At 73.4% G+C, this 12731-nt stretch carries 12 protein-coding genes; 7 read left to right on the top strand and 5 right to left on the bottom strand.

Going from position 1 to position 12731, the window contains the following annotated elements:
- Window positions 1-76: 76 nt before the first annotated feature.
- The 4 genes from OG393_RS10055 to OG393_RS10040 form a co-directional block, all read right to left on the bottom strand.
- Complete coding sequence (locus OG393_RS10055; RefSeq protein WP_327374309.1) at window positions 77-346, bottom strand: hypothetical protein; 270 nt, start codon at window positions 344-346, stop codon at window positions 77-79.
- Window positions 347-519: 173 nt separating this feature from the next.
- Window positions 520-747, bottom strand: a complete 228-nt coding sequence (locus tag OG393_RS10050) for a DUF3107 domain-containing protein (protein WP_327374308.1) — start codon at window positions 745-747, stop codon at window positions 520-522.
- Between the two features lie 168 nt (window positions 748-915).
- Window positions 916-1575: a TetR/AcrR family transcriptional regulator gene (locus tag OG393_RS10045; RefSeq protein WP_327374307.1), complete on the bottom strand. Its 660-nt coding sequence runs from the start codon at window positions 1573-1575 to the stop codon at window positions 916-918.
- A gap of 148 nt (window positions 1576-1723) precedes the next feature.
- A complete protein-coding gene (locus OG393_RS10040; protein WP_327374306.1) occupies window positions 1724-1939 on the bottom strand; it encodes a hypothetical protein in 216 nt (71 codons plus the stop codon).
- Between the two features lie 134 nt (window positions 1940-2073).
- Here OG393_RS10040 and OG393_RS10035 point away from each other — a divergent pair, with 134 nt between their 5' ends.
- The 7 genes from OG393_RS10035 (at window position 2074) to moeZ (ending at window position 10818) form a co-directional block, all read left to right on the top strand.
- Window positions 2074-3087: an alpha/beta fold hydrolase gene (locus tag OG393_RS10035; protein WP_327374305.1), complete on the top strand. Its 1014-nt coding sequence runs from the start codon at window positions 2074-2076 to the stop codon at window positions 3085-3087.
- Between the two features lie 326 nt (window positions 3088-3413).
- Entirely contained in the window at window positions 3414-4487 is a 1074-nt protein-coding gene (locus tag OG393_RS10030) for a DUF3152 domain-containing protein (protein ID WP_327374304.1), read from the top strand.
- A 398-nt stretch (window positions 4488-4885) separates the two neighbouring features.
- Window positions 4886-6508 carry a DUF3492 domain-containing protein gene (locus OG393_RS10025; RefSeq protein ID WP_327378377.1) on the top strand — a complete coding sequence of 541 codons (1623 nt, stop codon included), beginning with the start codon at window positions 4886-4888 and terminating at the stop codon, window positions 6506-6508.
- Window positions 6509-6521: 13 nt separating this feature from the next.
- Entirely contained in the window at window positions 6522-7748 is a 1227-nt protein-coding gene (locus OG393_RS10020) for a hypothetical protein (protein WP_327374303.1), read from the top strand.
- A gap of 131 nt (window positions 7749-7879) precedes the next feature.
- The gene (locus OG393_RS10015) at window positions 7880-8839 is read left to right on the top strand and encodes an NAD-dependent epimerase/dehydratase family protein (RefSeq protein ID WP_327374301.1); all 960 of its coding nucleotides are present in this window, start codon (window positions 7880-7882) and stop codon (window positions 8837-8839) included.
- Window positions 8827-9576 carry a spherulation-specific family 4 protein gene (locus OG393_RS10010; RefSeq protein WP_327374300.1) on the top strand — a complete coding sequence of 250 codons (750 nt, stop codon included), beginning with the start codon at window positions 8827-8829 and terminating at the stop codon, window positions 9574-9576. Before OG393_RS10015 ends, OG393_RS10010 begins: the two co-directional genes overlap by 13 nt.
- A gap of 63 nt (window positions 9577-9639) precedes the next feature.
- Window positions 9640-10818: an adenylyltransferase/sulfurtransferase MoeZ gene (gene moeZ / locus OG393_RS10005; protein WP_327374299.1), complete on the top strand. Its 1179-nt coding sequence runs from the start codon at window positions 9640-9642 to the stop codon at window positions 10816-10818.
- A 108-nt stretch (window positions 10819-10926) separates the two neighbouring features.
- On the opposite strand, the gene OG393_RS10000 is transcribed toward moeZ, so the two are convergent.
- Window positions 10927-12462 (bottom strand): alpha/beta hydrolase, encoded by a 1536-nt coding sequence (locus OG393_RS10000; protein ID WP_327374298.1) that lies wholly within the window; start codon window positions 12460-12462, stop codon window positions 10927-10929.
- Window positions 12463-12731: the final 269 nt, after the last annotated feature.

Genomic DNA, 12731 nt, shown 5'->3' with positions numbered 1-12731 from the left:
CCTCGGGAGCCGTGCGCACGAGGCGGAGCCCCGCGACCGTCCGGTCGTCCACGGACAGCGACGCCGCCTCGTGGCGTCACGCCGCCGCTGATCGGCGGAGCCGGCGCCGGGCCGGGCGGATCAGCAACGAGAGCAGGACCGTCGCGACGGCCACCGCGCCGATCAGGGTGGCCAGGACGTGGCCGGGGCCGAGAGCCCCGCGCGTCACCAGGGCGCCGAAGACGGCACCGAGCGCCCCCGTGACGAGGACGCCCCCGCGCGCGGGAAGGCGGTCGGGAAACCGGTGCACGGCGGCCCAGGCCAGGGCGAGTCCGAGCAGGGCGGAGCCGAGGGCTTCCAGGAACACGGCGAATCACCTCGCGTGCGGGGGCGGGGCGGGCAAATCGGTCTGAGGCGGTCCTACCCGTGCCGTCCCGAAAGCAACCCTGACCCTGCGCCCACCCGTGGACCGGGGCCCGGCCCCGGGACGCACGAAAGGCCCGGCGAACCGGGCCTTTCGTCGTCACGAGGACGTGGGTATCAGAGTGCGCCGAAGCCCACCCGGCGCACGGCCGGCTCACCGAGCTCGACGTACGCGATCTTATCGGCCGGAACCAGGACCTTGCGGCCCTTCTCGTCCGTGAGGCTGAGCAGCTGCGCCTTGCCGGCCAGCGCGTCGGCCACGGCGCTCTCGACCTCCTCGGCGGACTGCCCGCTCTCCAGAACGATCTCCCGGGGTGCGTGCTGCACGCCGATCTTGACCTCCACGGCTATGTCCCTCCGAACGGTCAGCGTTGCGCGTTCACCGCGCCGTACGCTGCACACATTAGCCCGGTGAGGGGACGCGCACGGCGCTGTGGCGGAACGCCAGGAGCGAACAGGCCCCGGAACCCCGGCGGCGGCCTCGGTCCGGGCGGGAGGCCACCCGACAGGCTCTCAGTGGCTCTCGGCGCCGGGCTGTCCGTCCGCCGGGTGCAGGGGGAAGCCGGCGATGCCGCGCCAGGCCAGCGAGGTCAGCAGGGCCACGGCCGTGTCGCGGGGGATGGCCGACTCGCTGGAGAGCCAGTAGCGGGCGACGACCTGGGAGACTCCGCCGAGGCCGACGGCCAGCAGCATCGACTCCTCCTTGGACAGGTCGGTGTCCTCCGCGATCACGTCGGAGATCGCCTCGGCGCACTGCAGGCTGACCCGGTCCACGCGTTCGCGCACGGCCGGTTCGTTGGTGAGGTCGGACTCGAAGACGAGGCGGAAGGCGCCGCCCTCGTCCTCCACGTACGCGAAATAGGCGTCCATGGTCGCCGCGACGCGGAGTTTGTTGTCCGAGGTCGAGGCCAGAGCGGTGCGCACGGCCTGGAGCAGCGCCTCGCAGTGCTGGTCGAGAAGCGCCAGGTAGAGCTCCAGTTTCCCCGGGAAGTGCTGGTAGAGCACCGGCTTGCTGACGCCCGCCCGCTCGGCGATGTCGTCCATCGCGGCGGAGTGGTAACCCTGTGCGACGAACACCTCCTGGGCCGCGCCCAGGAGCTGGTTCCGTCGGGCTCGGCGCGGCAGGCGCGTGCCCCGAGGGCGTGCTGCCTCTGTCTGCTCGATGGCTGTCACGCCGCCTCCCAAGAATCGATCCATGCGCGCGCTGTGGCGCCGCGCCGCCATCGTACTTTTGGGTAACCCGGCTGTGCGCGGTGCGGACGCAGAATTTCACGGACCGGACGCGCCTGGCGATAGACGTTTCAAGATTAAAGCGAACAAATCAGCGGTAGTCGTCTTCGTCCAGAGTGACCACCCGGGCCTGTTCGGAGGAGTCCGCCTCGTTCGCCGAGTCCTGTTCGACGTGGGTGCGCGGGGCGTCCTCCCGCTCCTGGAGTTCGGTGTGCTGCTCGGCCGCGTCGGCCTCCGGGGTTTCCTGGTCGAGCACGACGTCCTCTTCCTCGGTGAATGTGTCCGGCTCGGTCGGATCGACAGTCATGCGGTTCCTTCCGGCATGCGGGTCCTCTCCGATGGCCCTCCCTACGAGCGTAGGAGCACACCTCACGCGGCGCACCCGAGCCTGTGACGCCCCACACACGTCCCGCCGCGTGATCGTCTCGTAATATTGCGGCCATGTCCTCGACCGAACTCCCGGAAACCAGGACCGCCGCGCCCCCCGCCGCGCCGCGTACCCGTGCCGTACGGGTCGCCGACGGCGAGGAGTTGCGCTCCGTGGCGCTGCCCGGACTCACACTCACCGTCCGTGCCCGGCCCGGCGACACGCCCGGCCTCGCGCCGGCGCTCTACGTCCACGGACTGGGCGGCTCCTCCCAGAACTGGTCGGCCCTCATGCCGCTGCTCGCGGGCCTTGTCGACGGCGAGGCGCTCGATCTGCCCGGCTTCGGCGACTCCCCGCCCCCGGACGACGGCGACTACTCGGTCACCGGACACGCCCGCGCCGTCATCCGACTGCTGGACGCGGCCGGACGAGGCCCGGTCCACCTGATCGGCAACTCGCTCGGCGGCGCGGTCTCCACCCGGGTCGCCGCCGTCCGGCCCGACCTGGTGCGCACCCTCACACTGGTCTCCCCGGCCCTGCCCGAACTGCGTGCCCAGCGCACCGCGTGGCCCACCGCGCTCCTCGCGCTGCCGGGTGTCGCCCCCCTCTTCTCCCGGCTCACCAGGGAGTGGACGCCGGAGCAGCGGGTCCGCGGCGTCCTCTCCCTCTGTTACGGAGATCCCGGCCGGGTCACCGACGAGGGTCTTCGGCACGCCGTGGAGGAGATGGAGCGGCGCCTGGAACTCCCCTACTTCTGGGACGCCATGGCCCGCTCCTCGCGCGGCATCGTCGACGCGTACACCCTCGGCGGCCAGCACGGGTTGTGGAGGCAGGCCGAACGGGTCCTCGCGCCCACGCTCCTCGTCTACGGTGGCCGGGACCGCCTCGTCTCCTACCGGATGGCGCGCAAGGCAGCCGCCGCCTTCCGCGGCGCACGGCTGCTGACGCTTCCGGACGCCGGACACGTGGCCATGATGGAGTACCCGGACACGGTCGCCCAGGCCGTGCGGGAGCTGATCGGGGACAGTGAGCAGGCCGCGCGCGGCGCGGACACCGAAAGCACGGCAGACGACGGCGGCGGGAGCTGATCCGGGGCGTGGGACGACATAGCCGCAAGGGGCCCGCGCCCGCACCCGCGGGCGGTACGGGACGGCCCCGGGACACCGGGGCGGGGAGCGGGCGCCGCAGGCGGGCCCCGGAGCAGGGCGGGCACGGCGGGGAGCCGTTCCGCGAGACCTCCTACGGTGAGGGGCCGTACCGCGAGGCACCCCGGTCAGGGGGCCCGCGGGGCGGTGTCGCCCCCGGGCCGGACCCGTACCGACGGTCCCCGGACGAACGGGACCGGTACCCGGGGCCTGCCGCGGGCCAGGGGCCGCGGCAGGGCGGGTCCGGCCGGCCGGTGTGGGACACGCCGATGCACGGCACGCCGGTCTTCCCCGAACCCTTCGACACGTCCGTGCGCGGCGGTCACCCCGACCCCTTCGATACGGGGTCCTGGCCCGTGGCCCACGGCGACCGGCGGGACGACACCTCCCGGGCGGCCCCGCAGACTCCCTTCATCCCCGGTCCGAGGCGGGAGACCGCCCCGGACACCGGGGCCCCCGACCCGCTCGCCACGCCGGCCGGGACGGAGTCCGCGCCGACGGACACGCCGACGCCGGCCGCCGCCAAGGTCGGCATGGGGCGTACCTTCACCGGCATCGCCGCGGCGGCCGTCACCACCGTTCTCGCCGTCGTCGTGGCCGGTCAGGTCACCGAGGGGGAGTCCGACGGCCCCCTCGCGCGGGCCGTCGACGAGTCCGCCGCGCGGACCGGGGACGACGGTTCGCCCTCGCGTTCCGACGAGCGCACCGCACCGGCGGCACCCACCCAGGCCCCGGCGCCGCCCACGTACGAGCAGCTGATGACCCGGCAGTTCCCCATCGACCCCGGACTGAAGGGTTCGGGCGAGTTCGAGGCCGTGCCCGGTCTCGACAAGGCGCCGGGCAAGGGGCGGAAGATCCGCTACCGGGTGGACGTGGAGAAGGGCCTCCCGCTCGACGCGAAGCTCTTCACGCGGGCCGTGCAGGAGACCCTCAACGACAGGCGGAGCTGGGCGGGCAAGGGGGACATGACCTTCGAGCGGATCTCCAGCGGAGAGCCGCAGTTCGTGATCACGCTGGCCAGCCCCGGGACCACCGGCGTCTGGTGCGCGAAGTCCAGGCTGGACGTCACCGTCCAGAACGTGTCCTGCGACTCCGCCAACACGCCCCGGGTGATGATCAACGCCTTCCGCTGGGCGCAGGGGGCGGAGACCTTCGGCCCCAAGGCGATGCTCGCCTACCGCCAGATGCTCATCAACCACGAGATCGGGCACCGCCTCGGGCACAGTCACAGCAACTGCCGAACGCCCGGCGCGCCCGCGCCGGTGATGCAGCAGCAGACGAAGACCCTGAAGATCGACGGCATCGAGTGCCGCCCCAACCCCTGGGTGTATCCCGGCAATTGAGCACCCCGGGCGCGAGGAGTGCCCGCCCGCGGGCCACCCGGCACGCGGACCGGCCGCAGTCGGCCGGGCGGTCGCGCCCCGGCACGCACGCTTCCGCTGGTGCCGGACCGCCCCGGTAGCTCCGTTCCGGGGACGCCCCGGTGCCGGGGCGTCGCACGCACCGGACCGCCCCCGCCTCCGGTCGGCGAGCCGCCCGACAGGCTCTGACCCTCCGTGTGCGAAACAGCTCGTACCGCGACGGAACGCGACCGGGCTGGGAAAGTTACGAGCATTCACCCCTTCCGGTGGCGCGACGGACAACCGTCCGTCGTGCCACCGCCATGTCCGCTTACGTTTTTCCCGCTGCGAAGAGCCGGACGGACGCCGGCTGCCGTCAAGGGAGATCGGGGGGTGTGCTCGTGCGGATCGGACTGGTAACGGAGGGTGGCTACCCGTACGCCACGGGTGAGTCCGGGCTCTGGTGCGACCGGCTCGTGCGCGGGCTCGCCCCGCACGAGTTCGACGTCTACGCCCTCAGCCCGACCACCCGGGAGGACGGCGGCGGCCGGGCCGCCCCGCCGTCGCACGTCCGAGGCGTCCGGACCGCCCCGCTCCGGGGTCCCGAGGACGACGGCCGCGCCTACGGGCGACGCGACCGGCACCGCTTCGCCGACCACGTCCGGACCCTGGCGCACGGCATCTGCGCCGCATCGGACGCGACCGGCCGCGAGTCCTTCGCCGAGGGACTCTACGGACTGGCCGAACTCGCCCGCGAACGCGGCGGACCGCACGCCGCACTCCGGTCCGAACCCGCCCTTCGCGCACTCGAATCCGCCTGCCGCGCCCCCGGCGCACGGCGGGGCGTGGCCGCCACCGGCGTCCCCGACTACCTCGTCTTCGCCGACCGGCTGGAACAGGCGCTGCGCCCCCTGTCGCTCGACTGGTACGGGGACGACACCCTCGGCGCCGCCGACCTCTGCCACGCCACCTCTGGCGGATGCACGGCCCTGCCCGGACTACTGGCCAAACGCTTCTTCGGCACGCCGCTGCTGGTCACCGAGTACGGCGTGGGCCTGCGCGCCCACTACCTCTCCGCCGCCGAGGCGACTCTCTCCGCCCCCGTACGCGCCCTGCTCGCCGCCTTCCACGGCCGGCTGGCCGCCGAGGTCTACCGGCAGGCCGAGCTCCTCACCCCCGGCAACACCCACACCCGCCGCTGGCAGGAGCGGTGCGGAGCGGAGCGGTCCAGGATCCGCACGGTCTATCCGGGCATGGAGTCCGCCCGGTTCGCCGAGACCGGCGAGGACGAGGAGAGCGGCGACCCCGCCACGCTGGTCTGGGTCGGCCGGGTCGATCCGGCCAAGGACCTGATCGCCCTGCTGCACGCCTTCGCCGAGGTCCGCAAGGCGCAGCCCGACGTGCGGCTGCGGATCATCACCGCTCCGGTGCGCGAACCAGGCGCCGAGGCGTACCTCGCGCACTGCCGGTCTCTCGCGGCCCAGCTCTTCCCCGACGAGGCCGCCGGAGCGCACGACATCGGCGAGAACCCGGTCTCCTTCGAGGCGCTGGGCGGGCCCGAGGCCCCGACCCTCGCGGAGGCGTACGCGGCCGGCGCCGTCGTCGTCCTCTCCAGCGTCGTCGAGGGCTTCCCGATCAGCCTCGTCGAGTCCATGTTCTGCGCGCGGGCGACCGTCTCCACGGACGTCGGCGCGGTGGTCGAGGTCATCGGCGGCACCGGCCTCGTCGTCCCCCCGCGTAATCCGAGGGCACTCGCCGACGCCTGCCTGGCACTGCTGCGCGACCCCGACCGCCGGCACCGACTGGGCGCCGCCGCCCGCGCCCGCGCGCTCGAACTCTTCACGGCCGAACAGAACATCGCCGCGTTCCGCGGCATCTACCTCGAACTCCTCTCCCGCTCCCCGGTCCGCCGCCGCGCCGCCGACGGCGTGCCCTTCGGCCACCCGGCGGAGTCCCACGTCCCCGGCAGCTGGGCCGGCCGGCCGGTGAGCGCCGTCGGTGGAACGGGAGGCCCCGATGCCTGAAGGAGGCACCCCCATGCGCGGCCCCGCCGCCCCGACCAGCCCCGGCCCCTGGAACACCCGCTCCGAGGCGCTCCTGGAGACCGACGCCCGCACGGCGGGCCCGGTCCCGACCGGTACGGACACCGTGGCCGCGCCGGAATCCGGCCACCCCGCCCCACCGGCCGACGCCGACGCCTGCACCCCGGCCGCCCCCGTGGTCCGGTCGGTTCGACGCGGTCCCGCCGACCCGGTCAAGGCACTGATGCACCGGCACCGGGAACTGTGCGAACGAGCCGTCGACGCGCTGGAGATCGCGGCCGGACTCGAGGCCCACGGTGTCACCGACAGGACAGCCGCGCGGTTCCGGCACCGGGACGTCTTCTCGCTCGCCGAGGAGCTGTACGCCCGCGTGCCGCACGGCACCTGGACGGCCGCGCGCCCCGTCGGCGGCGACCCGAGGCACACCGGATGGGCGGGGTGGACGCTGTCCGCCCTGGCACCCGGGGCCGTCGCCGCGCTCACCGCCGCCGGACTCACCCTCACGGAGGGGTCCCCGCGCCTCGCCGTCGGCGTGGCCGGAGTGCTCGGACTGGCCCTCGCGCTCCCGCTCGCCGTCCGGCGCGGGCCCCTGCGCGCCGCCGGCCGTCCCGTCCCCGCCGCCCGCCTCTGGACCCTCTGGCTCCTCGCGTACGCGCTCGGCGGGGACGGTCTGCTCGCGGGGCTGCTGGCCGGGGGACCCGACGGGGCGTGGCCGCTCACCCCCGGCCCCCTCCTCGCGCTCGCGCTCGCCGTCGCCCCCGCCGCCTGGTGCGCCCGACTGTTCTCCCGGCACGCCCGCCGCCGGCTCGCCGCGAGCCGGAGCCTGCGGGACTTCGCCACGGGGACCCGGCCCCTGCTCCTGGTAACCGTCGCGGCGCACACCGCCGTCCTCGCCGGACTGCTCGCCCTGACCGGCTTCGCCCCGGGTGCCCTCGCCCTCGGCGTCCTGCTGCTGACGGCCCGTCTGCTGACCGCCCACGGCTTCGCCGAGACCGCCTCCGACACCCTCGCGGGTGTCTGCGCGGCCCAGGTCCTCGCCCTCGCCACCGTCCTCGCCGCCCGGCTTCCCGGGTGCGACCTCCTCGCGTACCCCGTCCGCGCCCTGGCCGACAGTTGGGGCCCCGGGGCCGTCACCACCTTCGTCTGCGGTGCCGGGGCGCTGGGCCTGCTGGCCCACGCCACCGCCGCCCTCTCCCGGGCCTCGGCCCACACCACCACCTGAAGCCACCCCGGGCACACCCGCGGAGCCGACGCCTCGGGCGTGTCCACCCGCAGAACACCATCCCAAGGAGACGAAAGAGACATGACCTCCCCCTCCACAGCACCGGCCGGTCGGCACGCAGGGGCCGCACGATGAGGGTGCTGCTGCTCGGAGCCAACGGATTCATCGGCCGCTTCGTCGCCGACCGGCTGCTCGCCGACCCGGCCGTGCATCTCACCGCCCTCGGCCGGGGCGACGACGCCGACGTGCGGTTCGACCTCGCGGGCGGCAGCCCCGGCGCGCTGACCCGCTTCCTGGACGCCGTCCACCCGGGCGTCGTCGTGAACTGCGCGGGCGCCACCCGCGGCGGCGCCCGCGAGCTGACCCGCCACAACACCGTCGCCGTCGCCACCGTCTGCGAGGCCCTGCGCCGCAGCGGTTGTGGCGCCCGGCTGGTCCAGGTCGGCTGCGCGTCCGAGTACGGGCCTTCCCAGCCCGGCTCCTCCACAGCCGAGGACGCCGTGCCCCGCCCCGGCGGCCCGTACGGCGTCTCCAAGCTCGCCGCGACCGAACTCGTCCTCGGCTCCGGGCTGGACGCGGTGGTCCTGCGGGTGTTCTCCCCGGTGGGCCCCGGCACCCCCGCCGGGTCACCGCTGGGCCGTCTCGCCGAGGCCATGCGCCGGGCCATCCAGTCCGGTGACGGAGAGCTCAAACTCGCCGGACTCGGCGTCCAGCGCGACTTCGTCGACGTACGGGACGTGGCCCGTGCCGTGCACGCCGCTTCGCTCTCCGCCGCCCAGGGCGTGGTCAACATCGGCACCGGCCGCGCCGTGAGGCTCCGCGACGCCGCCGCCGTACTCACCCGGGTCGCCGGATACGCCGGCTCCCTGAACGAGATCGACGGCCCGCCGCAGCGGCCGGTCATCGGGGCCCCGCGCGGCGAGACCGTCGCCGAGCAGATGGCCGCCGCGCCCTACCCGTACCCCGACGGCTGCGGCGGCTGGCAGCAGGCCGACGTCCGCACCGCTCGCGACCGGCTCGGCTGGCGTCCCCGGATCAACCTCGAGGAGTCCCTCGCCGACATCTGGATGGAGGCGGCATGTCGCATCTGACCGCGGCCACCGGCACCGGTGGAGCCGTCCGGGAGATGGGCTTCGGCGTTCCCGGTTACGCCCACCCGCTGCTCGCCCCGGTCGAGTGGGCCGAGCTGACCCGTCCCGGCACCCCGCTGCACTGGGCGGTGCTCAACGTCGCCGACGGGCCGGGGACCCGGCCCGACCCGCACTGCATGGAGGCGTCCGGCCGCCTGCGGGACGCCGGTGTCAGGGTCCTCGGGCATCTGGACCTGTGCCACGGTTCGCGCGGCTTCGGAGAGATCGTCGCGGAGGCCGACCGCTTCCTGGACTGGTACCGGGTCGGCGGCTTCTACCTCGACCGCTGCCCCGCGGACCGCGCCGGCCTGTCCGCGGTGCGACGGGTCACGGCGACCCTGGAAGCGATGCTGGACGGCGAGGCCCACCTCGTCCTCGGCCACGGCACCCACCCGTACCAGGGGTACGCCGACACGGCCGACCAGCTGGTCACCTTCTCCGGTCCCTGGACCGACTACCGCTGGTCCCAGGTGGCGGAGTGGACCGCGGACCACCCGCCCCGGAAGTTCGTCCACCTGGTCCACGGAGTGCCGCGCAACCACCTGGAGGAGGCCATGCGGATCGCCCGCTGGCAGGGTGCGGGGACGATCTTCTTCACGGACCGCGGGGGCCGCTCGGGGCAAAACGATCCATTCCACACACTGCCCGGCTACTGGGACGAAATCGTCTCGCGCATTGGACCGGGTGTCTCGGAATGAGAAGGGGCGTGGCAGTGTTACGGGGAGAACAACCGTACTGACATACCGACCAACGGAGCCCCCGTGTCGCTGCCACCCCTGGTCGAGCCGGCTGCCGAGCTCACCGTAGACGAGGTCCGCAGGTACTCCCGCCACCTGATCATCCCGGATGTCGGGATGGACGGACAGAAGCGGCTGAAGAACGCGAAGGTGCTGTGCGTGGGCGCCGGCGGCCTCGGCTCGCCGGCCCTGATGTACCTGGCCGCGGCCGGTGTGGGCACGCTCGGCATCGTGGAGTTCGACGAGGTCGACGAGTCGAACCTGCAGCGCCAGATCATCCACAGCCAGTCGGACATCGGCCGCTCGAAGGCCGAGTCCGCCAAGGACTCGGTCCTCGGCATCAACCCGTACGTGAACGTGATCCTCCACGAAGAGCGGCTCGAGGCCGAGAACGTGATGGACATCTTCAGCCAGTACGACCTGATCGTCGACGGCACGGACAACTTCGCCACGCGCTACCTCGTCAACGACGCCTGTGTGCTGCTGAACAAGCCGTACGTATGGGGCTCGATCTACCGCTTCGACGGTCAGGCGTCCGTCTTCTGGTCCGAGTACGGTCCCTGCTACCGCTGCCTCTACCCGGAGCCCCCGCCGCCGGGCATGGTCCCCTCCTGCGCCGAAGGCGGCGTCCTCGGCGTGCTCTGCGCGTCCATCGGCTCCATCCAGGTCACCGAGGCGATCAAGGTCCTGGCCGGTGTGGGTGACCCGCTGGTCGGCCGACTGATGATCTACGACGCCCTGGAGATGCAGTACCGCCAGGTCAAGGTCCGCAAGGACCCCGGCTGCGCGGTCTGCGGCGAGAACCCCACCGTCACCGAGCTCATCGACTACGAGGCATTCTGCGGCGTCGTGTCCGAGGAGGCGCAGGAGGCGGCTCTCGGCTCCACGATCACTCCCCTGCAGCTCAAGGAGTGGATCGACGCGGACGAGAAGATCGAGATCATCGACGTCCGTGAGCAGAACGAGTACGAGATCGTCTCGATCCCGGGCGCCAAGCTGATCCCGAAGAACGAGTTCCTGATGGGCGGCGCCCTCCAGGACCTGCCGCAGGACCGGCGCATCGTCTTGCACTGCAAGACGGGTGTCCGTAGTGCGGAAGTCCTCGCCGTACTCAAGTCCGCGGGCTTCGCGGACGCGGTGCACGTCGGCGGCGGCGTGATCGGCTGGGTCAACCAGATCGAGCCAGAGAAGCCGGTCTACTAGCCAGGCTCTCAGGCGACGACGCACGGGCGAGGGCCCGGACCCGGGAGCACGAGCCGGGGTCCGGGCCCTCGCCCGCGCGTACGGGGCGGGCCTGCGGAGGACGGCCCTTCAGCCGCAGCTGGTCCCGTAGGCCGGGACCTTGCCGTCCAGCAGGTACGCGTCGACGGTCCGCGTCACGCAGGACGACTCGCCGTACGCGCCGTGGCCCTCGCCCTTGTTGGTGATCAGGACGCCGACGCCCTGGCCCAGCGTCCGGGCCATCCGCTCGGCGCCCTCGTAGGGGGTCGCCGGGTCGCCGGTGGTGCCGATCACCAGGACGGGACCCGCGCCCGGAGCGCTGGCCGCGAACCTCGCCGACTCGCCCTTCACCGGCCAGTCCGCGCACCAGCCGGCCGTGTCCCAGGCCAGGAAGGCGCCGAAAACCGGGGAGAGCGACCGGAACTCCGGCAGCAGCGCCTTCGCCTCCGCGGCCGTCGGCCGGGCAGAGGAGTCGGCACAGGAGATGGCCCGCTGCGACTGCGCCTGGGTGCTGTAGTGCCCGCTCTCGTCGCGGTCGTTGTACCAGTCGGCGAGACGCAGCAGCTCCGAGCCGTCACCCTTCTCGGCCTGCCGGAGCGCGGAGGTGAGCATCGGCCAGGTGGTCCGTGCGTACAGGGTGATCGCCATGCCGGTCAGCGCCAGACTCTCGGTCAGCCGACGTCCGCCCACCCGCAGCGGCTCGCGGTCCAGCTTCGCCAGCAGCCGGACGATGCGCTCGGTGCCGGCCTCCGGGGTGGTGCCGGTGCTCTTCAGGTAGTTGTCCAGGGCGCGCTGGAAGCCGATCGCCTGGTTGCGGGCGTGTCCGACGGAGTCGGCGGTCGGGTCCACGACGGCGTCGAGCACCGTACGGCCGACGTTCCCCGGGAACAGATGGGCGTAGGTGCCGCCGAGCTGGGTCCCGTAGGAGATTCCGAAGTAGTGGAGCTTCGCGTCGCCCAGGACGTGGCGGATCAGGTCCAGATCGCGCGCCGTGTTGGTGGTCGTGGTGTGCGGGATGACACCGCCCGAGTGGCGGGCGCAGCCCGCGCCGAACGCGGCGCTGTCCTCCAGGTAGGCGGCCTCCTCGGCAGGGGTGTCCGGCGTCAGGTCCGTACGGGCCTCGGAGGCGGCCAGTTCCGCGTCCTCCCGGCAGCGCACGCCGGCGCTGCGCTGGACCCCGCGCGGGTCGAAACCGACCAGGTCGTAACGGTCGCCGAGGGTGGCGTAAGCGGTGGCGGCGCGAGGCAGGATGTCCACGCCGGAGGCGCCGGGTCCGCCGAAGTCGAAGAGCAGCGAGCCGATCCGCTTCTCCTTGTCGCGCGCTTCCTTGCGGATCAGCGCGACCGGGATCGTCTCCTCGTACGGCCTGCTGTAGTCGAGGGGCACGTCGACGGTCGCGCACCGCCACGCGTGGCCCGGCTTCTCGCCGCCCCGCGGTGCCGGACAGGTCGTCCAGTCGGGCCGCTGGGAGAGCAGCGCCCGCGGCAGTCCGGACGCGTCCGGCGCCTTGGTGTCGTCCTGCGGCGCCCTCGTGCGGGGCGGGCCGTCCGGGGCCGCCGGGTGCGAACACCCGGCGAGCAGCAGGGTGGTGACGGCCAGGGCCGCGGCCCGTATGCGTAGCGACATCTGTGACGTGACTCCCCGTGATCCGGCCGGAAACCGTCATGCTAGTGCCGCGTCAGGCGGCCTTCGCCCGGTCGCGGCGCCCGGCACGGCGACTCGGGTGTTGCCGCATCGACCGAGCAGGCTCCCCACCAGGTCGATCCGGCGCCCGCGATCCACCGCACCGGACGCCGCTCCTCGACGGGCGAGCATTACCTGATCCGGCACTGGTGGTCGCCTGACGCGGCAACTCACCCCGCATCGGGGCGTCATGTGCCGCGGGATCGTCGACG

This window comes from Streptomyces sp. NBC_01216, assembly GCF_035994945.1.
Classification (GTDB): domain Bacteria; phylum Actinomycetota; class Actinomycetes; order Streptomycetales; family Streptomycetaceae; genus Streptomyces.
This window is presented reverse-complemented; position numbering and strand designations above follow the sequence as displayed.

What these genes read in the sequence shown, in the direction of transcription:
- OG393_RS10030 (WP_327374304.1), top strand. Translation starts at nt 3,414, where the DNA reads ATGCACGGCACGCCGGTCTTCCCCGAACCCTTCGACACGTCCGTGCGC.
- OG393_RS10015 (WP_327374301.1), top strand. Translation starts at nt 7,880, where the DNA reads ATGAGGGTGCTGCTGCTCGGAGCCAACGGATTCATCGGCCGCTTCGTC.
- OG393_RS10035 (WP_327374305.1), top strand. Translation starts at nt 2,074, where the DNA reads ATGTCCTCGACCGAACTCCCGGAAACCAGGACCGCCGCGCCCCCCGCC.
- OG393_RS10040 (WP_327374306.1), bottom strand. Translation starts at nt 1,939, where the DNA reads ATGACTGTCGATCCGACCGAGCCGGACACATTCACCGAGGAAGAGGAC.
- OG393_RS10020 (WP_327374303.1), top strand. Translation starts at nt 6,522, where the DNA reads ATGCGCGGCCCCGCCGCCCCGACCAGCCCCGGCCCCTGGAACACCCGC.
- OG393_RS10010 (WP_327374300.1), top strand. Translation starts at nt 8,827, where the DNA reads ATGTCGCATCTGACCGCGGCCACCGGCACCGGTGGAGCCGTCCGGGAG.
- OG393_RS10000 (WP_327374298.1), bottom strand. Translation starts at nt 12,462, where the DNA reads ATGTCGCTACGCATACGGGCCGCGGCCCTGGCCGTCACCACCCTGCTG.